This is a genomic window from Type-C symbiont of Plautia stali (assembly GCF_059730935.1).
On sequence record NZ_AP035923.1, the window covers coordinates 1991623 to 2012324 of the forward strand.

Annotated in this window: 19 protein-coding genes; 13 read left to right on the forward strand and 6 right to left on the reverse strand. The window is 54.3% G+C overall.

Annotated features, from left to right (window positions below):
* Positions 1-81: 81 nt before the first annotated feature.
* The 4 genes from rssB (at position 82) to AC6I7J_RS09355 (ending at position 4585) form a co-directional block, all read left to right on the forward strand.
* Positions 82-1098: a two-component system response regulator RssB gene (rssB, locus tag AC6I7J_RS09340; RefSeq protein WP_021510075.1), complete on the forward strand. Its 1017-nt coding sequence runs from the start codon at positions 82-84 to the stop codon at positions 1096-1098.
* 192 nt (positions 1099-1290) lie between these two features.
* Complete coding sequence (gene galU / locus AC6I7J_RS09345) at positions 1291-2199, forward strand: UTP--glucose-1-phosphate uridylyltransferase GalU (protein ID WP_021510076.1); 909 nt, start codon at positions 1291-1293, stop codon at positions 2197-2199.
* A gap of 23 nt (positions 2200-2222) precedes the next feature.
* Positions 2223-3563 carry a UDP-glucose dehydrogenase family protein gene (locus tag AC6I7J_RS09350; RefSeq protein ID WP_021510077.1) on the forward strand — a complete coding sequence of 447 codons (1341 nt, stop codon included), beginning with the start codon at positions 2223-2225 and terminating at the stop codon, positions 3561-3563.
* A gap of 14 nt (positions 3564-3577) precedes the next feature.
* On the forward strand, positions 3578-4585 hold the full coding sequence (locus AC6I7J_RS09355; protein ID WP_058757710.1) for an NAD-dependent epimerase: 1008 nt from the start codon (positions 3578-3580) through the stop codon (positions 4583-4585).
* Between the two features lie 98 nt (positions 4586-4683).
* Here AC6I7J_RS09355 and hns read toward each other — a convergent pair whose 3' ends face one another.
* On the reverse strand, positions 4684-5091 hold the full coding sequence (gene hns, locus AC6I7J_RS09360) for a histone-like nucleoid-structuring protein H-NS (protein ID WP_031280215.1): 408 nt from the start codon (positions 5089-5091) through the stop codon (positions 4684-4686).
* Between the two features lie 403 nt (positions 5092-5494).
* Between hns and tdk the strand changes: the two genes are divergently transcribed.
* Positions 5495-6115 (forward strand): thymidine kinase, encoded by a 621-nt coding sequence (gene tdk, locus AC6I7J_RS09365; RefSeq protein ID WP_159378125.1) that lies wholly within the window; start codon positions 5495-5497, stop codon positions 6113-6115.
* A 53-nt stretch (positions 6116-6168) separates the two neighbouring features.
* Here the strand turns inward: tdk and adhE are convergent, their stop codons facing one another.
* Positions 6169-8847 carry a bifunctional acetaldehyde-CoA/alcohol dehydrogenase gene (adhE, locus tag AC6I7J_RS09370; RefSeq protein ID WP_058781810.1) on the reverse strand — a complete coding sequence of 893 codons (2679 nt, stop codon included), beginning with the start codon at positions 8845-8847 and terminating at the stop codon, positions 6169-6171.
* Between the two features lie 444 nt (positions 8848-9291).
* Here adhE and AC6I7J_RS09375 point away from each other — a divergent pair, with 444 nt between their 5' ends.
* From AC6I7J_RS09375 to oppF, 7 genes are all read left to right on the forward strand, one after another.
* Positions 9292-9939, forward strand: a complete 648-nt coding sequence (locus AC6I7J_RS09375; protein ID WP_031280216.1) for a YchE family NAAT transporter — start codon at positions 9292-9294, stop codon at positions 9937-9939.
* A 571-nt stretch (positions 9940-10510) separates the two neighbouring features.
* On the forward strand, positions 10511-12145 hold the full coding sequence (locus AC6I7J_RS09380; protein ID WP_498007191.1) for an ABC transporter substrate-binding protein: 1635 nt from the start codon (positions 10511-10513) through the stop codon (positions 12143-12145).
* Between the two features lie 158 nt (positions 12146-12303).
* The gene (gene oppA / locus AC6I7J_RS09385) at positions 12304-13944 is read left to right on the forward strand and encodes an oligopeptide ABC transporter substrate-binding protein OppA (RefSeq protein WP_021510084.1); all 1641 of its coding nucleotides are present in this window, start codon (positions 12304-12306) and stop codon (positions 13942-13944) included.
* Positions 13945-14025: 81 nt separating this feature from the next.
* Positions 14026-14946: an oligopeptide ABC transporter permease OppB gene (oppB, locus tag AC6I7J_RS09390; protein WP_021510085.1), complete on the forward strand. Its 921-nt coding sequence runs from the start codon at positions 14026-14028 to the stop codon at positions 14944-14946.
* A 15-nt stretch (positions 14947-14961) separates the two neighbouring features.
* Positions 14962-15870, forward strand: coding sequence for an oligopeptide ABC transporter permease OppC (oppC, locus tag AC6I7J_RS09395; RefSeq protein ID WP_021510086.1), 909 nt, complete (start codon positions 14962-14964; stop codon positions 15868-15870).
* A gap of 11 nt (positions 15871-15881) precedes the next feature.
* Entirely contained in the window at positions 15882-16901 is a 1020-nt protein-coding gene (locus AC6I7J_RS09400) for an ABC transporter ATP-binding protein (protein WP_021510087.1), read from the forward strand.
* A complete protein-coding gene (gene oppF, locus AC6I7J_RS09405) occupies positions 16898-17902 on the forward strand; it encodes a murein tripeptide/oligopeptide ABC transporter ATP binding protein OppF (RefSeq protein WP_498007192.1) in 1005 nt (334 codons plus the stop codon). Before AC6I7J_RS09400 ends, oppF begins: the two co-directional genes overlap by 4 nt.
* 59 nt (positions 17903-17961) lie before the next feature.
* Here oppF and AC6I7J_RS09410 read toward each other — a convergent pair whose 3' ends face one another.
* Together AC6I7J_RS09410 and cls are read right to left on the reverse strand one after the other, a co-directional pair.
* Positions 17962-18291 (reverse strand): HI1450 family dsDNA-mimic protein, encoded by a 330-nt coding sequence (locus AC6I7J_RS09410; RefSeq protein ID WP_013509338.1) that lies wholly within the window; start codon positions 18289-18291, stop codon positions 17962-17964.
* A gap of 37 nt (positions 18292-18328) precedes the next feature.
* Positions 18329-19789, reverse strand: a complete 1461-nt coding sequence (gene cls / locus AC6I7J_RS09415; protein WP_021510090.1) for a cardiolipin synthase — start codon at positions 19787-19789, stop codon at positions 18329-18331.
* 162 nt (positions 19790-19951) lie between these two features.
* Here cls and AC6I7J_RS09420 point away from each other — a divergent pair, with 162 nt between their 5' ends.
* Positions 19952-20125 carry a YciY family protein gene (locus AC6I7J_RS09420; RefSeq protein WP_088517180.1) on the forward strand — a complete coding sequence of 58 codons (174 nt, stop codon included), beginning with the start codon at positions 19952-19954 and terminating at the stop codon, positions 20123-20125.
* 16 nt (positions 20126-20141) lie between these two features.
* Here AC6I7J_RS09420 and AC6I7J_RS09425 read toward each other — a convergent pair whose 3' ends face one another.
* Both AC6I7J_RS09425 and AC6I7J_RS09430 read right to left on the reverse strand, forming a co-directional pair.
* Positions 20142-20315: a hypothetical protein gene (locus tag AC6I7J_RS09425; protein ID WP_021510092.1), complete on the reverse strand. Its 174-nt coding sequence runs from the start codon at positions 20313-20315 to the stop codon at positions 20142-20144.
* Positions 20315-20611: a YciI family protein gene (locus AC6I7J_RS09430; protein WP_010617723.1), complete on the reverse strand. Its 297-nt coding sequence runs from the start codon at positions 20609-20611 to the stop codon at positions 20315-20317. The genes AC6I7J_RS09425 and AC6I7J_RS09430 overlap by 1 nt, the downstream gene beginning before the upstream one ends.
* Between the last annotated feature and the right edge of the window lie 91 nt (positions 20612-20702).

Consider the following 20702-nt stretch of genomic DNA (forward strand, 5'->3'; position numbering starts at 1 on the left):
GTTGTGACTTCAGCCAATTCTGAAAGGCGCAACGGCGTTTTATGAACCACTATTGAAATATCTGGTACGCAGGGGGAGAGAATGGAAAAACCGCTAATCGGCAAAAAGATACTCATTGTCGAAGATGAGGTCGTTTTCCGTTCATTGCTGGACACATTGTTAACTGGCCTTGGAGCCAGCACGTTCGAAGCGGGCGACGGACTCGACGGCCTGAATTTACTCGCCGCGCAGTCGGTGGACCTGGTCATTTGCGATCTGGAAATGCCGCGCATGGGCGGTATTGAGTTTGTCGAGCGAATTCGTACACGTGGTAATAGCGTGCCCATCCTGATCATCTCCGCCACGCAGAACATGGCCGATATTGCCCACGTGCTGCGCCTTGGCGTGCAGGACGTGCTGCTCAAGCCGCTAAAAAACCTGGAACGTTTCCGTGAAGCGGTGTTTGAGTGCCTCTATCCTTCGATGTTCACCTCAAAAGTGGAAGAAGATGAACAGCTCTTTCAGGACTGGGATGCCCTGGTACGCGATCCGCTCGCTGCCGCCAAGCTGCTCAAACAGCTGCAACCGCCAGTCCAGCAAACCATCGCCAGCTGCCGCATAAACTACCGTCAACTCACCATGGCGGAACAGCCGGGACTGGTGCTGGATATTGCCGCGCTGTCGGACAAAGATCTGGCGTTTTATTGCCTGGACGTGACGCGTGCCGGCGACAACGGCGTGCTGGCTGCATTATTGCTCAGAGCACTGTTTAACGGTTTATTGCAGGAGCAACTGTCCGGGCAAAAGCAGCGTCTGCCGGAACTCAATGGTCTGCTGCGTCAGGTGAATATGCTGTTGCGTCAGGCCAACCTGAACGGTCAGTTCCCGCTGCTGGTGGGCTACTATCATCGTCAGTTGAAAAATCTGATTCTGGTTTCAGCCGGTCTGAATGCCACGCTGCACATCAATACTCAGCAAATCCAGCTCAGTAACGGTGTGCCGCTTGGCACTATGGGCAGCACCCATCTTAATCAAATCAGCCAGCGCGCCGATGCCTGGCAATGTCACGTCTGGGGAGCCGGCGGCCGGCTTCGCCTGATGTTATCGTCCGAAGAATAGCCACTCAGATTTATATTTTCCGCGGGTTAAAGACAGGGCCAAAGCTTAGCTTTACACTTGGGTAATAGTCTTAAATTCCGCGGATTAACTCCATCCAGGATAAATCCGTCTGACACTAACTGATATACTCATTTCGTTTTTAAACCGACATATCAAGTATTAACTTGAACGGCCTATTAAGAGAGGTATTTGATGTCTGCCTATAAGTCTAAAGTAAAAAAAGCGGTAATCCCGGTTGCAGGTCTGGGTACGCGTATGCTGCCTGCCACCAAAGCTATTCCAAAAGAGATGTTACCGCTGGTCGATAAGCCGTTGATCCAGTATGTCGTGAACGAGTGTATTGCTGCGGGTATTAATGAGATCGTGCTGGTTACGCACTCCTCTAAAAACTCCATCGAAAACCATTTTGATACCAGTTTCGAACTGGAAGCGATGCTGGAAAAACGCGTGAAGCGTCAGCTGCTGGATGAAATCCAGTCCATCTGCCCGCCACACGTCACCATCATGCAGGTACGTCAGGGTATCGCCAAGGGCCTCGGTCACGCCGTGATGTGTGCTCATCCGCTGGTCGGTGATGAGCCAGTCGCGGTGATTCTGCCAGACGTGATTATTGATGAGTACGAATCTAACCCAACCAAAGATAACCTGGCAGAAATGCTGACGCGCTTTGAAGAGAGCGGTCGCAGCCAGATCATGGTTGAGCCAGTTGCCGATGTCACCGCTTACGGCGTGGTTGACTGCCAGGGCGCAGAGCTGGCACCGGGCCAGAGCGCACCGATGGTGGGCGTGGTTGAGAAGCCAAAAGCCTCGGAAGCGCCATCTAACCTGGCGGTAGTCGGTCGTTACGTGCTGTCTGCGGACATCTGGCCTCTGCTGGCGAAGACCCCTCCGGGTGCCGGCGGCGAAGTGCAGCTGACCGACTCCATCGCCATGCTGATGGAAAAAGAGACCGTAGAAGCTTACCACCTGACCGGCGTGAGCCACGACTGCGGTAACAAACTGGGTTATATGCAAGCTTTTGTTGAGTATGGCGTGCGTCATCCGGTGCTGGGCAAAGATTTCGCTCAGTGGCTCGACGGCGTTGCAGGCAACAAAAAGTAATTCATTAAGCACAGGATAATTCAATGAAAGTCACTGTATTTGGTATCGGCTATGTCGGTCTGGTTCAGGCTGCGGTGTTAGCCGAAGTCGGACATGACGTTCTCTGTATTGATGTCGACGAAAAGAAAGTCGAAAACCTGAAAAAGGGCATCATCCCAATTTTTGAACCGGGCCTGACGCCGCTGGTTATGTCGAACTATGAAGCGGGGCGTCTGAAATTCAGCACCAACGCAGAAGAGGGCGTAAACCATGGCGTAATGCAGTTTATTGCTGTGGGCACGCCGCCGGATGAGGATGGCTCTGCCGACCTGAAATATGTGACTGCGGTTGCGCGTACTATCGCGCAGCACATGAACGATCACAAAGTCGTCATCGACAAATCTACCGTACCGGTAGGCACCGCTGACCGCGTGCGCGCGGTGATGAGCGAAACGCTGAAGCAGCGTGATGCCAATATCGCGTTCGATGTGGTCTCCAACCCGGAGTTCCTGAAAGAGGGCGCCGCAGTTAACGATTGCATGCGTCCGGAACGTATCGTGGTGGGCACCGACAATGATGAGGTGGTCGAACTGCTGCGTGAACTGTACGAGCCGTTTAACCGTAATCACGATCGCATGATTCTGATGGATATCCGCAGTGCAGAGCTGACCAAATATGCAGCTAACTGCATGCTGGCAACCAAAATCAGCTTCATGAACGAGATTTCCAACCTTGCGGAACGCCTGGGTGCTGACGTGGAAAAAGTACGTCAGGGCATCGGTTCTGATTCACGCATCGGTTATCACTTTATTTATCCGGGCTGTGGTTACGGCGGTTCCTGCTTCCCGAAAGACGTGCAGGCGCTGATTCGCACTGCAGAGTCAATCGGCTACACCCCGCGCCTGTTGCAGGCGGTAGAAGACGTCAACGATTCGCAGAAGAACAAGCTGCCGACGTTTATTAAACGTCACTTTGGCGACGATCTGCGTGGCAAGACGTTTGCGCTGTGGGGTCTGGCGTTCAAACCGAACACCGACGACATGCGTGAAGCCTCAAGCCGCGTGCTGATGGAAGCACTGTGGCAGGCGGGCGCAACGGTGCAGGCGTTTGATCCGGAAGCGATGGAAGAAGCCCAGCGCATCTACGGCCATCGTGACGATCTGAAGCTGTGCGGCACTAAAGAAGCTGCGCTGCAGGGCGCTGATGGTCTGGTGATCTGCACCGAGTGGCAGAACTTCCGTGCTCCGGATTTCGACGTGATTAAATCCTCGTTAAAACAACCCGTGATTTTTGATGGTCGTAACCTGTATGATCCGGAGCGTATCAGCAAACGCGGTTTCGTTTATTATGCAATCGGCCGCGGAGCGTCTATTCAAATTGTGTAATAAATGAGGGATGTATGAATTTTCTGGTCACCGGCGCGGCAGGATTTATTGGTTTTCACGTTAGTCAGCGTTTGCTGGCTGCCGGTCACCAGGTTGTTGGTATCGATAACCTGAATGATTACTACGATGTCAGCCTGAAACAGGCGCGCCTCGACCAGATTACCGCACATCCCGCGTTTACTTTCCTTAAAATGGACCTGGCGGATCGCCAGGCCATTTCTTCCCTGTTTGAACAGCATGCTTTTGCGCGCGTGATCCATTTAGGCGCACAGGCAGGGGTTCGCTATTCCATCGAGAATCCGCACGCCTACGCTGATGCCAACCTGATTGGTCACTTAAATATTCTGGAAGGTTGCCGTCATCATAAGATTGGCCACCTGCTGTATGCTTCATCGAGTTCGGTTTATGGCCTGAACCGTAAAATGCCGTTCTCCACGGATGATTCCGTTGATCATCCGGTATCACTTTATGCTGCGACGAAAAAAGCCAACGAATTAATGTCGCATACCTATTCACACCTTTACCAATTACCCACCACCGGATTGCGTTTCTTTACCGTTTATGGTCCGTGGGGCCGTCCTGATATGGCGCTGTTTAAGTTCACCCGCGCGATGCTGGCCGGTGACGCGATCGATGTGTATAACCGCGGCCAGATGACACGTGACTTTACCTATATTGATGATATTGCCGAAGCGATTGTGCGTTTGCAGGACGTGATTCCGCAGGCAGATGAAAACTGGACGGTGGAAAACGGCTCGCCTGCCACCAGTTCGGCACCGTATCGTGTCTACAATATTGGCAATAGTCAGCCTACCAGCCTGATGACTTACATTGAGTCGCTGGAAAAAGCGCTGGGGATTGAGGCGAAGAAAAATATGCTGCCGATGCAGCCCGGCGATGTATTAGGCACCAGTGCAGACACCCAGCCGCTGTATGACGCGATAAATTTCCGCCCGCAGACCAGCGTAGAGCAGGGCGTGCAGCGTTTTGTTGACTGGTACCGCGACTTCTATCAGCAATAAATCGCGATAAAAAAAGGAAGCCAGCGGCTTCCTTTTTTCTTACCCGGTGTAAAACAGAGCACAGCGCCAGGCCTGGCATGCTGCGAAGCACTGGTTCCTTACAGCAGGAAATCGTCCAGTTGTTTACCTTGTTCTTCAATCGCTTTTTTAATCACGGCTGGCGTACGTCCCTGGCCGGTCCAGGTACGGTTCTCACCGTTCTCGTCGACGTAACCATACTTCGCCGGACGTGCCGCACGTTTGGCTTTACCTGGCGCTTTGGTTTCCGCTAATGCCTGCAGCAGTTCGTTTGGATCAATACCGTCTGCCATCAGCATTTCACGATATTGTTCCAGCTTACGGCTGCGCTCGGCATTTTCCGCCTGGGCAAGAGATTCTTCTTCACGACGTTCATTCACCACAACCTCAAGTTTTTCCAGCATCTCTTCCAGTGTTTCCAGAGAGCATTCCCGAGCCTGCGCGCGCAATGTACGGATATTATTAAGAATTTTAAGTGCTTCGCTCATTGTCCTAATCTCAAAATATAATAAATGGAGTTGTTCTGCCGCCTCATAATAGTGGCGGCGAAAAATAACTGCAATAGCCAGATTAAAAAGCAAAACGTAAAGTTAATGTTGTTAAGCTTTTTAAGTCGCTATTTATTATTCTTTTTATAGATTTGATAGCACAGGTTTTGCAGGGATAAATACCGCTGCGCGCCTTTCGCCGGGGCATCAGCGCTATTAATACTGAATAAAATTGCTGCATGATGGCGGCTTTGACATAACGTGCGAATGTTGATCACGATGCCGCTGATCTATGACGATGGCGTTAATTTGAGCAGTTGATAAAAATAATGCATCGCAACAGTGCAGCAGCTTTATGATAGACTCACGCGCAACAGTTTCGGGCAGTGACAAGAGATATTTTATGGCGCAACTCTATTTTTATTACTCAGCGATGAACGCGGGAAAATCCACCGCACTGCTGCAGTCATCCTACAATTACCATGAGCGCGGCATGCGTACGCTGGTGTATACCGCGGAAATTGACGACCGCTTCGGCGCTGGAAAAGTCAGCTCGCGTATTGGTCTTTCGTCTCCGGCTTTTTTATATAACGCGCAGACCAGCCTGGAAAGTGAAATAGCGGAACAGCACGCGAAGCAAACGGTTCACTGTGTACTGGTGGATGAGAGCCAGTTTCTGACGCGGGAGCAGGTGAAAGCCCTGTCGGACGTGGTAGATAATCTGGATATTCCGGTGCTGTGTTATGGTCTGCGTACCGACTTTCGCGGTGAGTTATTTACCGGCAGTCAGTATTTACTGGCCTGGGCCGATAAGCTGGTGGAATTGAAAACCGTGTGTCACTGTGGACGCAAAGCCAGCATGGTGTTAAGGCTGGATGCGCAGGGTAAACCGTTCAGCGAAGGGGAGCAGGTGGTGATCGGTGGTAATGAGCGCTATATCTCTGTGTGCCGCAAGCACTATAAACAGGCGATTAATGACGGCTCGCTAAACGCCATTTACGGTTCACAACTGCCTCACGCCTGAATAGCCGCAGCATAAAAAAACCCGCCGCAGCGGGTTTTTTTGTATCAGGCCAGTCAGGCCTTTTTGGTTTTCTTCTCACTCTTTACGGCTTTAGCTTCACCCTCAGTTGCAACACTGTTATCTGCTTCTGAGAACTCACGTCCATAGAAGGTATCCAGCATGATTTGTTTCAGTTCAGCAATCAGCGGATAGCGTGGGTTAGCACCGGTACACTGGTCATCGAACGCATCATCCGCCAGCTTGTCGACTTTCGCCAGGAAGTCAGCTTCCTGCACGCCCGCTTCGCGGATAGAGGTTGGGATACCCAGCTGAGTTTTCATCTCTTCCAGCCATGCCAGCAGTTTTTCAATTTTCTGCGCGGTACGGTCACCAGCCGCGCTCAGACCGAGATGGTCAGCAATCTCAGCATAGCGGCGGCGTGCCTGCGGACGGTCGTACTGGCTGAAGGCAGTCTGCTTGGTTGGATTATCATTCGCGTTGTAGCGAATCACGTTACAAATCAGCAGGGCGTTGGCCAGACCGTGTGGAATGTGGAACTCAGAGCCCAGTTTATGCGCCATGGAGTGACACACGCCGAGGAAGGCGTTGGCGAAAGCGATACCGGCAATGGTCGCCGCATTATGAACACGCTCACGCGCCACAGGATTTTTCGCGCCGTCGCGGTAGCTGGCAGGCAGATTCTCTTTCAGCAGTTTCAGTGCCTGCAGCGCCTGACCGTCAGAGTATTCGTTAGCCAGTACCGATACGTAGGCTTCCAGCGCATGGGTGACGGCATCCAGACCCCCAAAGGCGCACAGCGAACGCGGCATCTCCATTACGAGGTTGGCATCGACAATCGCCATATCCGGCGTCAGGGCATAGTCTGCCAGCGGATATTTCTGGCCGGTGGCATCGTCAGTCACTACCGCAAACGGCGTAACTTCTGAACCGGTACCGGAAGTGGTGGTAATGGCCACCATGCGCGCTTTGACACCCATTTTCGGGAACTTGTAGATACGTTTACGGATGTCCATAAAGCGCAGCGCCAGTTCTTCAAAGTGGGTTTCCGGATGCTCGTACATTACCCACATAATCTTGGCCGCATCCATCGGTGAACCGCCGCCCAGGGCGATGATCACGTCAGGTTTAAAGCTGTTCATTTGCTCGGCACCTTTACGCACGATGCTCAGCGTTGGGTCTGCTTCTACTTCAAAGAACACTTCGGTTTCGATTCCGTGTGATTTCAGCACGCGGGTAACTTGGTCAGCATAACCGTTGTTGAACAGGAAGCGGTCGGTGACGATAAAGGCGCGTTTCGCACCGTCTGTCGCCACTTCTTCCAGCGCAATTGGCAGTGAACCGCGGCGGAAGTAGATAGACTTCGGAAGTTTATGCCACAACATATTTTCAGCTCGCTTGGCCACGGTTTTCTTGTTGATCAGGTGTTTTGGACCCACGTTTTCAGAGATAGAGTTACCACCCCATGAACCGCAGCCCAGCGTGAGTGAAGGGGCCAGCTTGAAGTTATACAGGTCACCGATCCCGCCCTGTGAAGCCGGGGTATTGATCAGGATGCGCGCGGTTTTCATTTTGTCGCCGAAGAAGTTTACGCGCTCGCGCTGGTTGTCCTGGTCGGTATAAAGACAGGAGGTGTGGCCGATACCGCCCATTGCCACCAGTTTTTCTGCTTTATCCACCGCATCGTAATAGTCTTTCGCGCGGTACATGGCCAGCGTTGGCGAGAGCTTCTCATGGGCGAACGGCTCAGACTCATCCACCAGCTTCACTTCACCAATCAGAATTTTGGTGCTCACCGGCACGCTAATCCCTGCCAGTTCAGCAATTTTGTAAGCCGGCTGACCGACAATCGCCGCATTCAGCGCGCCATTTTTCAGGATGATATCCTGCACCGCTTTCAGCTCTTTGCCCTGCAGCAGGTAGCCACCGTGGCTGGCGAAGCGCTCACGCACGGCGTCATAGACAGAATCCACGACAATCACTGACTGTTCAGACGCGCAAATCACGCCGTTGTCGAAGGTTTTTGACATCAGGATTGAGGCAACCGCGCGTTTGATATCGGCTGTTTCGTCAATCACCACCGGAGTGTTACCCGCGCCCACACCAATCGCTGGTTTGCCGGAGCTGTAAGCCGCTTTCACCATGCCGGGACCACCGGTGGCGAGAATCAGGTTGATGTCCGGGTGATGCATCAGCTGGTTAGAGAGTTCAACCGATGGCGCATCAATCCAGCCAATAATGTCTTTTGGCGCACCGGCCGCGATAGCAGCCTGCAGTACGATGTCAGCCGCTTTATTGGTGGCATCTTTGGCACGTGGATGAGGAGAGAAGATGATACCGTTACGGGTTTTCAGGCTAATCAGGGCCTTGAAGATGGCGGTAGAGGTCGGGTTGGTGGTGGGCACGATGCCACAAATCAGGCCAATCGGCTCAGCGATGGTGATGGTGCCAAAGGTATCATCGGTGTCCAGCACGCCACAGGTTTTTTCGTCTTTGTAAGCGTTATAAATATATTCGGAAGCGAAGTGGTTTTTGATGACTTTATCTTCAACGATACCCATGCCGGATTCGGCAACGGCCATTTTGGCGAGAGGGATACGGGCATCGGCAGCGGCGAGGGCGGCCGCACGGAAAATGGTATCAACTTGTTCCTGACTAAAATTGGCGTATTCGCGCTGTGCCTTTTTAACACGTTCTACCAGTGCGTTAAGTTCGGCAACATTAGTAACGGCCATAATACTCTCCTAAGGAAGTTAAACTTTTTTAGTAAACAAGCCTGAATCCAGAAGTATAGTCTCGTTACGCTTATGGATAGCTAAGGATGGCGATGCCCGTGCCGTTGCTTACTAAAAAGGTTTTTCCGCCAGGATGACCTGTGTCACAGGGTTGAGTTCCGATGGGCTAAGATTACCCCTGATGGGGTAGGCAATTTATGATGCAGATCAATTTAACTATCAGCTGACACCTTTCAGCGCTCACTTTTGCAAGTAAAGTTAGCGTCGACGGCTACAGAAGCCGATCTGACCGGCTGCAGGCCGATAACATAGCGCTAACAGTAGCGGAATAAACTGGGATAGTGCTTTAAGTGCAGCATTTATTTCTGCGTTAGCCTCTGGTGTTTAGCCAGGCTTTTGCACTACATTAAGCGCGATTTTTTTCGCCATCACCTGGAGCCCACCGTGACCCCTGCGCTACTCGATCTTTCTGGCTACATTAAATTTTTTGTGGGTTTGTTCGCGCTGGTTAACCCGGTCGGCATTATTCCGGTATTTATCAGCATGACCAGCTACCAGGCGGTGGCGGAGCGCAATAAAACCAACCTGACCGCGAACCTGGCGGTGGCGATTATCCTCTGGACCTCGCTGTTTCTTGGCGACGGTATCCTGCATCTGTTTGGTATCTCGATTGACTCTTTCCGCATCGCCGGCGGCATTCTGGTGGTCACCATCGCTATGTCGATGATCAGCGGTAAGCTGGGTGAAGACAAACAGAACAAGCAGGAGAAGTCAGAAACGGCGATTCGTGAAAGCATCGGCGTGGTGCCGCTGGCGCTGCCGCTGATGGCAGGGCCGGGCGCGATCAGCTCGACCATTGTCTGGAGCTCGCGTTATCACAGCTGGCCAAATCTGCTGGGATTTACCCTGGCGATTGCGATATTTGCCTTCTGCTGCTGGTTATTGTTCCGGGCCGCACCGCTGATGGTGCGCGTATTGGGACAAACCGGTATCAACGTCATTACGCGTATCATGGGTCTGCTGCTCATGGCGCTGGGCATTGAATTTGTCGTGACCGGAATGAAAGCCCTGTTTCCAGGATTACTGAATTAACGGCGGTTATTTTTTATCGCTAAGCGCTTTGTGAACCAGAATGGTGCAAATAAATGGAATATTGCACCAATATAGTGATTTTATTTGTCGCGCTTAATATCGGCCCGACCGCATCAGTTTTACTACTGGTGTTATCCCGCACACAGCCTGAGCCTCAAAATACTGTGATAATCGTCACAGTATATCCCGCTACTCTGTAAATCATCCGCAGTATCATTCTATAGCTTGCGCTGTAAATCCGAATAAATATCCGGGCTTCAGCATTAAAAGCAGCAATATTCGTAAATATTATAAAGTTAGTTGATTAACGAATAATTAACGTGCAAATCAGGCTGAAATTCATTGTTTATCAGTGGATTAATCGATAATTCTGCTCAAGAATTAACACTTTTCCTGTGCGCGGCAACGTGATAAAAGAGAATCAGCTAACATTTTTGTGGTTTAGCTTTGGCGTGCGGGCAACGCTTCTGATAATTTTCGGCTCACCGCAAAATTTTTTATCTGCTAGCAACAAATGTGTACGCTTCTTGCTTACTGCTATCAGGTTTATGTTGAAGGTTGATATTGGTTGATGAAAAGCATGGTAGCGAAAACGGCAGCGCGCACGTTTCTGGCGCTTTGCCTCTCCAGTGCGCTGGCGCAAAGTCAGGCCGCTGAGATCCCAGCCGGGACGTCATTAGCGGATACGCAACGCATCGTTATTAACAATGGCAGCGAAGTGTCCTCGCTTGATCCACAAAAAGTCGAGGGCGTGCCGGAATCCAATGTGATTCGCAATCTGCTGGAAGGACTGGTTGAGACCGACAACAACGGTCAACTGGTGCCCGGCGTGGCGCAGCAGTGGCAAAATCAGCAGGGCCGCATCTGGACGTTCACGCTGCGTAAAGACGCCCGCTGGAGCAATGGTGAGCCGGTCACCGCGCAGGATTTTGTCTACAGCTGGCAGCGTCTGGCCGATCCGCGCACCGCCTCGCCGTACGCCAGCTATTTGCAGGCTGCGCACATCAGCAACATTGATGCCATCCTCGCCGGTAAAGCGGCGCCTTCCCAGCTGGGCGTGAAAGCGCTGGACGACCATCATTTGCAGGTTACGCTCTCTGAACCGGTCCCGTATTTTGTTGATATGCTGGCTCATACTTCGATGAAACCGGTGTATCGTCCGGCGGTAGAGCAGTGGGGCGATGCCTGGACACAGCCGCAGCACTACGTGGGGAATGGCGCTTACACGCTGGCGGACTGGGTGGTGAATGAGCAGATCGTGGTGAAGCGTAATCGGCACTACTGGGACAATGCCCATACCACGCTGGACGAAGGCGTGTTTCTGGCGCTCACCTCTGAGAATAGCGATATAAACCGCTATCGCAGTGGCGGCACCGACATGACCAACAGCGTGGTGCCGCCCGATATGTTCAAAAAACTGCAGCAGGCGCTGGGAGATGAAGTAAGAGTCAGCCCGCTACTGTGCACCTTCTATTACGAAATCAATAACAAGAAAGCGCCGTTTGACGACGTCCGCGTACGCAGCGCGCTGAAGTTAACGCTCGACCGCGACATCATCGCGCAGAAAATTATGGGGCAGGGACAGATCCCGGCCTACGGCCTGACGCCGCCCTTTATTCACGGTATTGCTCTCAATAAGCCAGCGTGGGCGCAGCAGACGCAGGCGCAACGTAACGCGGCAGCGAAGCAGCTGCTGGCGGAAGCTGGCTTCAATGCCCAGCATCCGCTGCGTTTTACTCTGCTGTATAACACCTCAGAACAGAACAAGCGTCAGGCGATTGCGGCTGCCTCGATGTGGCAAAAGAATCTCGGTGCGCAGGTCACGCTGCAAAATCAGGAGTGGAAAACGCTACTGGAGACCCGTCATCAGGCACAGTTTGATGTGGTGCGCGCCACCTGGTGTGCGGATTATAACGAGCCATCCAGCTTCCTCAATCTGCTGCTGAGTGGCTCCTCCATCAACACCGCGTTTTATCACAGCGCCGCATTTGATGCGCTGATGGCGCAAACGCTCAACACCGCAGATGACGCGCAGCGCGCGCAGCTCTATCAGCAGGCGGAACAACAGCTGGATCAGGATTCACCGATCATTCCGGTTTACTACCGCGTTAGCGTGCGGCTGGTGAAGCCGTGGGTGGGCGGTTTCAGCGGCAAAGATCCGCAGGATATGCTGGCGCTGAAATACTATTACATAAAGAAACATTGAGTAATGTGACGATCCGGCGCTACAGTCTGGCGTCACGTTGCCGTGGTAACCCTGCAGGGTGGTAGTGATCTTCGCGCAGACAGGCGGAGATCTCCCGGAAACGGGGTACGCCGGGCGGTCAGCCGACCCGGTGACGATAATAAAACTGGAGCGTAATAATGAACAACATCACGAAAAAAAGCCTGATCGCCGCAGGCGTACTGGCGGCCATCGGCGCGCTGGCAGGGAATGCTGCACTGGCGGCCAACGTACCGGCGGGTACCGAATTGGCAGCGAAACAGGAACTGGTGCGCGGCAATGGCGATGAAGTGCAGTCGCTGGATCCGCACAAAATCGAAGGCGTGCCGGAAGATAATATCGCCCGTGACCTGTATGAAGGTCTGATCGTGAGCGACAGCAACGGCAAACCGGTGCCGGGCGTCGCGGAAAGCTGGGAAAACAAAGACTACAAAGTCTGGACCTTCCATCTGCGTAAAAATGCCAAATGGTCAAACGGCGAGCCGGTCACCGCGCAGGACTTCGTCTACAGCTGGCAGCGTCTGGTCGATCCAAAAACCGCCTCGCCTTATGCGAGCTACCCGCAGTATGGCCACATCCTCAACGTGGATGACATCATCGCCGGCAAAAAACCGACCTCCGATCTCGGCGTGAAAGCACTGGATGACCACACGCTGGAAGTGACGCTGAGCGAGCCGGTACCGTACTTCGATAAGCTGCTGATCAACGCGGTGATGTCACCGGTGTATAAGCCCGCCATTGAGAAGTTTGGCGACCAGTGGACGCAGCCGCAGAACTGGGTCGGCAACGGTGCATTTAAACTGGAATCTCACGTGATCAACGAACGCGTGACGCTGGTGCGTAACCCGGAATACTGGGACAACGAACATACCGTACTGAATAAAGTCACCTTCCTGCCAATCAACTCCGAAGTCAGCGATGTGAACCGTTATTTCTCCGAGAACGGCAGCGACATCACTTACAACAACATGCCGATCGAGCTGTTTAAAAAACTGCAGCGTGATAACGGTAAAGAGCTGATGGTGAAACCGTATCTGTGCACCTACTACTATGAAATCAACAACCAGAAAGCACCGTTTACCGATGTCCGCGTGCGTACCGCGCTGAAGCTGGGTCTGGATCGCGACATCATGGTGAACAAAGTGCTGGCGCAGGGTCAACAGCCGGCCTACAGCTTCACACCGCCAGCCACTGACGGCATGGAACTGCTGCCGCCGGACTGGTACAAGTGGGATCAGAACAAGCGTAACGAAGAAGCGAAGAAACTGCTGGCCGAAGCCGGTTATACCGCCGACAAACCGCTGACCTTCAACCTGCTGTACAACACTTCCGATCTGCACAAAAAACTGGCGATTGCCGCCTCGTCCATCTGGAAAAAGAACATCGGCGTCAACATCAAGCTGGAAAACCAGGAGTGGAAAACCTTCCTGGATACCCGTCATCAGGGCAACTTCGATGTCTCCCGCGCAGCATGGTGTGCCGACTATAACGAACCGACCTCCTTCCTGAACATCATGCTGTCGGACAGCAGCAGTAACACCTCGCACTATAAGAGCGCGGACTTCGACAAAGTGATTCACGATGCGGTGAAAGCGGCGGATGACAAAGCGCGCGTGGCCGATTATCAGAAAGCAGAGCAGATCCTGGATAAAGACAGCACCATCGTGCCGGTTTACTACTACGTGAACGCGCGTCTGGTGAAACCGTACGTTGGCGGCTACACCGGCAACGATCCGCTGGATAAAACCCTGGATAAGAACCTGTACATCATTAAGCATTAATAGCACTCAGGCTATCGACAGTGGCGGTGCTGCGGCGCCGCCTTTTTGACTTTGTGAAGCAACAGCCTGGTAGGTACGGCAATGTTAAAATTCATCCTGCGTCGGCTCCTTGAAGCCATCCCGACGCTATTCATTCTGATCACCATCTCCTTCTTTATGATGCGACTGGCACCCGGCAGTCCGTTCACCGGCGAGCGTGCGCTGGCGCCGGAAGTCATGGCCAACATTGAGGCCAAATATCATCTCAACGATCCGATCGGCAAACAGTATCTCAGCTACCTGGTGCAGCTGGCACACGGTGATTTCGGGCCGTCGTTTAAATATAAAGACTACTCGGTTAACTACCTGGTCGGTCATGCGTTTCCGGTATCGGCCAAACTGGGGCTGGCAGCCTTCTTCCTTGCGGTGGTGCTGGGCGTCACGGCGGGGGTTATCGCCGCGCTGAAGCAAAACAGTTTGTGGGATTACGCGGTCATGGGGGTGGCGATGACCGGGGTGGTCATTCCCAGCTTCGTGGTGGCACCGCTGCTGGTACTGATCTTTGCCATCACTCTGCGCTGGCTGCCGGGCGGCGGCTGGAATGGCGGGCAGTGGAACTACATGCTGCTGCCGATGGTGGCGCTGTCACTGGCTTACATCGCCAGTATCGCCCGTATCACCCGCGGCTCGATGATTGAAGTGATGCACTCCAACTTCATCCGCACCGCGCGTGCGAAAGGTCTGCCGCTGCGCCGTATTGTGCTGCGCCACGCGCTGAAGCCGGCGCTGCTGCCGGTGCTCTCCTATATGGGGCCGGCGTTTGTTGGCATCATCACCGGTTCGATGGTAATCGAATCAATCTACGGTCTGCCGGGCATCGGTCAGCTGTTCGTCAACGGCGCACTAAACCGTGACTACTCGCTGGTGATGAGCCTGACCATTCTGGTCGGCGTGCTGACCATCCTGTTCAACGCGATCGTTGACGTGCTGTACGCCGTTATCGATCCGAAAATTCGTTACTGATGGTGGAGCTCGCTCATGATGTTAAGTAAGAAAAATAGCGAAGCTCTGGACGCGTTCAGCGAAAAGCTGGAAGTGGAAGGGCGCAGCCTGTGGCAGGACGCACGTCGCCGCTTTATTCATAACCGTGCGGCCCTTATCAGCCTGCTGGTGCTGCTGGTGATTGCGCTGTTCGTGGTGTTCGCCCCGATGCTGGCGCAGTTCAAATATGATGATACCGACTGGGCGATGATGTCTGCACCGCCGGACACCACCTCAGGCCACTGGTTTGGCACCGACTCCTCGGGACGTGACCTGCTGGTGCGCGTGGCGATTGGCGGCCGTATCTCGCTGATGGTCGGCATCGCTTCAGCGCTGATCGCGGTGCTGGTGGGCACGCTGTACGGTTCGCTGGCCGGCTACCTCGGCGGCAAGATTGACTCGGTGATGATGCGTATCCTGGAAATCCTCAACTCGTTCCCGTTTATGTTCTTCGTCATCCTGCTGGTGACCTTCTTTGGCCGCAATATCCTGCTGATCTTCGTTGCTATTGGCATGGTGTCATGGCTGGATATGGCGCGTATCGTGCGCGGCCAGACGCTGGGACTGAAGCGCAAAGAGTTCATCGAAGCGGCGCAGGTCGGCGGCGTTTCTACCGGCAATATCGTGCTGCGCCACATCGTGCCGAACGTGCTGGGCGTGGTGGTGGTGTATGCCTCGCTGCTGGTGCCAAGCATGATCCTGTTTGAATCCTTCCTGAGTTTCCTCGGCCTCGGCACTCAGGAGCCACTGAGCAGCTGGGGCGCGCTGTTGAGCGACGGCGCCAACTCGATGGAAGTATCACCGTGGCTGCTGATGTTCCCGGCGGGCTTCCTGGTGGTGACGTTGTTCTGTTTCAACTTTATCGGCGATGGCCTGCGTGACGCCCTCGACCCGAAAGATCGTTAAGGAGTTTCCCGATGACCCATCATGATACTCAGCAGCCGCTGGCGGCTGCACCTGCGGGAAACGCTAACCTGCTGCTGGACGTTAAAGATCTGCGCGTCACCTTCAGTACTCACGACGGCGACGTGACCGCTGTGAACGACCTCAACTTTTCCCTGCGCGCCGGTGAAACGCTGGGCATTGTAGGTGAATCCGGCTCCGGAAAATCGCAAACCGCGTTTGCGCTGATGGGACTGCTGGCGAAAAATGGTCGCATTGGCGGCTCGGCGCAGTTCAACGGCAGCGAAATCCTCAATCTGCCGGAAAGCAAACTGAACAAGCTGCGCGCGGAACAGATTGCGATGATTTTCCAGGACCCGATGACATCGCTCAATCCGTACATGCGCGTCGGCGAACAGCTGATGGAGGTGCTGAAACTGCACAAAGGCATGAGCAGCGCCCAGGCGTTTGAAGAGTCGGTGCGCATGCTGGATGCGGTGAAAATGCCGGAAGCGCGCAAGCGCATGAAGATGTTCCCGCACGAGTTTTCCGGTGGCATGCGTCAGCGCGTAATGATCGCCATGGCGCTGCTGTGTCGGCCAAAGCTGCTGATTGCCGATGAGCCAACCACCGCGCTCGATGTCACCGTGCAGGCGCAGATCATGACGCTGCTGAATGAGCTGAAGCGTGAATTTAACACCGCCATCATCATGATCACTCACGATCTCGGCGTTGTTGCCGGGATCTGTGACAAGGTACTGGTGATGTATGCCGGGCGCACCATGGAGTATGGCCGTGCGCGCGATGTGTTCTACCAGCCGGCCCATCCATATTCGATCGGTTTGCTGAGCGCGGTGCCGCGTCTTGACGCGGAGGGGGAGTCGCTGACCACCATTCCCGGCAACCCGCCCAACCTGTTGCGTCTGCCGCAGGGCTGTCCGTTCCAGCCGCGCTGCGCATATGCCATGGATATTTGTGCCAAATCACCGCCGCTTGAACCGTTTGCCGAAGGGCGCCTGCGTGCCTGCTTCAAACCGGTGGAGGAGTTAGTATGAGCACCGTAGCTGAAGAGAAAAAAGTGTTACTGGAAATCGCCGACCTCAAGGTGCATTTCGATATCAAAGACGGCAAGCAGTGGTTCTGGCAGCCGCCGAAAACCCTGAAAGCGGTGGATGGTGTCAGTCTGCGTCTGTATGAAGGCGAAACCCTCGGCGTGGTCGGTGAATCCGGCTGCGGCAAATCCACGCTGGCGCGCGCCATTATCGGTCTGGTGAAAGCCACCGACGGGCGCGTGGCGTGGCTGGGGCGCGATCTGCTGGGCCAGAGCCAGGAAGAGTGGCGTCAGGCGCGCAGTGACATTCAGATGATCTTCCAGGACCCGCTGGCCTCGCTCAACCCGCGTATGACCATTGGTGACATCATCGCCGAACCGCTGCGCACCTACTATCCAAAAATGCCGCGTCAGGAAGTGAAGGATAAGGTTAAAACCATGATGATGAAGGTCGGTCTGCTGCCGAACCTCATCAACCGCTATCCGCACGAGTTCTCCGGTGGCCAGTGCCAGCGTATCGGTATCGCCCGTGCGCTGATTCTTGAGCCGAAGCTGATTATCTGTGATGAGCCGGTGTCGGCGCTCGACGTGTCGATTCAGGCGCAGGTGGTCAACCTGCTGCAGAAACTGCAGCGTGAAATGGGCCTGTCGCTGATCTTCATCGCGCATGACCTGGCGGTGGTGAAGCACATCTCTGATCGCGTACTGGTGATGTATCTCGGCCACGCGGTTGAGCTGGGGACCTATGATGCGGTGTATAACGATCCACAGCATCCGTACACCAAAGCGCTGATGTCGGCGGTGCCGATTCCTGATCCGGACCTGGAGAAGAATAAGCAGATTCAGCTGCTGGAAGGGGAACTGCCGTCGCCGATCAATCCGCCATCAGGCTGCGTGTTCCGTACCCGCTGCCCGATTGCCGGCCCGGAGTGCGCCAAAACCCGACCGCTACTGGAAGGCAGTTTCCGCCATGCGGTGTCCTGTCTGAAGGTTGATCCGCTATAAGAGCGGTGCCATAAACAACAACGCCGGGCAGTGCCCGGCGTTGTTTTATGCGCTGCGGCTTATTCACGCCACAGAATATGACACAGCTTATGGTCTTTCTCGCGGCACAGCAGGATGCGCGCGAACACATCGGTAATCGGTTCGCCGTCCGCTTCACCGAGGCCGATCACCACTTCTGAGAAGAAGTCAGGGTTGAGATCGAAATCCACATGTTCCTGCCAGTCCTCTGATGGATCAAACAGCTCGGCGCCGCCGCGCTCTTCAAATTGCAGATTGAACAGAATGATGTCTGCCGGATCGAGGTTATCGCCTGCCAGCTCAAGAAAAATATCGTAAGCCTGTTCCAGCGTTTCATCTTCAGTAAGGCGATTATTTAAATCCATGGTCATTCCTGCTTGCCCTGAGGCGGTAATATTTTCGCTCGTTTTACAGTAAAGGGCTAAAGAAGTAAAACAGTCGTTCGACGATGCGCTGCCACCAGGCACGTTTTGCCCAGCGCGCGCCGTCCAGCAGACGCGAACGGGCGATATAATCATCCTGGACCGTGGCGAGATCGCTACCAAAGCCGTCATCATCCACCACCAGCGTGATCTCGAAGTTGAGCCACAGGCTGCGCATATCCAGGTTCACCGTGCCCACCAGGCTGAGCTGACCGTCCACCAGCACACTCTTGGTGTGCAACAGGCCATCTTCAAACTGATAGATTTTCACTCCGGCTTCCAGCAGTTCAGTGAAGAAGGCGCGGCTGGCCCAGCCGACCAGCAGCGAGTCATTGTGGCGCGGTACAACAATACTCACCTCAACGCCACGCAGCGCGGCGGTACAGATGGCGTGCAGTAAGTCGTCGCTCGGCACGAAGTAGGGCGTGGTCATGATCAGCTGCTCGCGCGCCGAATACACCGCCGTCAGCAGCGCCTGATGAATCATGTCCTCGGGGAAGCCCGGCCCTGAGGCGATCACCTGAATGGTGTGACCGCTCTCCTGCTCAAACGGCATTACATTGCCGTCCGGCGCCGGCGGCAGAATGCGTTTGCCGGTTTCGATTTCCCAGTCGCAGGCGTAGACGATGCCCATGGTGGTGGCCACCGGGCCCTCCATGCGCGCCATCAGATCAATCCACTGACCCACGCCAGCATCCTGTTTAAAGAAGCGCGGATCCACCAGGTTCATGCTGCCGGTATAGGCAATGTAGTTATCGATCAGCACCACTTTGCGGTGCTGACGCAAATCCATGCGGCGCAGGAACACACGCCACAGGCTAACCTGCAATGCCTCGACCACATCAATACCGGCGTTGCGCATCATGCCCACCCACGGACTGCGGAAGAACGCCACGCTGCCGGCGGAGTCCAGCATCAGGCGGCAGTGCACGCCGCGCCGTGAGGCAGCCATCAGCGATTCCGCTACATCATCAGCCAGACCACCCGGCTGCCAGATGTAAAACACCATCTCAATATTATGGCGCGCCAGCTGAATATCGCGGATCAGCGCCTGCATCACGTCATCGGCGCTGGTCAGCAGCTGCAGCTGATTGCCTTTAACGCCGGCAATACCCTGACGATGACGGCACAGCTCGAACAGGGAACGCGCCACGTCACTGTGTTCAGTCGCGAAAATGTGACGACACTGTTTCAGGTCGTTGAGCCATTTGGCGGTCGAGGGCCACATGGTGCGGGCGCGTTCTGCGCGGCGTTTACCTAAATGCAGTTCGCCAAACGACAGATAGGCGATAATACCCACCAGCGGCAGAATGTAGATGATCAGCAGCCAGGCCATCGCTGAGGTCACCGCACGCCGCTTCATCAGGATGCGCAGCGTAACCCCGGCAATCAGCAGCCAGTAGCCAAACAGCAGCAACCAGCTGATAAGGGTATAAAATGTGGTCATAAAGTGGACGTCCCGTTCGCGCTTTGATGGGCAAAGTTTACGTGTTGATCTGCGCCAGCGAAACCTTTAATCGTTGATGACGTTTCGATGAAGGTTTCGATTTGGCATTTTTAGCCAGATCACTATAATGCGTCGCGGGTTTAGCCAGTCAGAGAGGATGTGATGAGACGCAGCAGAAATGAAGTGGCCCGCTGGAGAATGTTACGCCAGGCGCATCGCCGTCGTGCCCGCTGGCTGGAAGGGCAGTCACGTCGTTATAAGCGCATCCATGCGATTCGTCATCAGGTAGCGCAGCAGCAGCGTCGCTCTATCCTGTTTATCACGCAGAATACCTGAGCAATGAACGCGGTCGTCAGTGGCCGCGTAATACCAGTGAAACATTCACTATCTGCAGGGCCGCCGCCAGTACCACCAGCATGACGATGTGCTGGCGCGCCTGACGCCAGCCCTGACGGCGCCACAGCCACAGCGCACGACCAATCAGCAGCAGCACCAGCACTAACAACAGAAGGGGCTGCCACTGCATCAGAACACCCGTTTAAACGGTTTAACCGTGACTTTGTCGTACACGCCAGCGGCGATATACGGATCGTCATTGGCCCACGACTGGGCCGTTTCCAGCGATGAGAACTCGGCAACAATCACAGAACCGGTGAAACCAGCCGGGCCCGGCTCATTACTGTCGACGGCAGGCAGAGGACCGGCGACAATCAGACGCCCCTCATCCTGCAGCAGCTGCAGACGCGCCAGGTGTGCCGGGCGCACAGAGTTACGTTTTTCCAGTGAATCTGCGGTATCTTCCGCATAAATGACGTAAAGCACGATGGGATACTCCCGTTAGACTTGCCGAATTTGCGAGACACGTTAAGTGATCGCTAAACAGAGTGCAAACGAAAGATAATGGGCGCGCGCT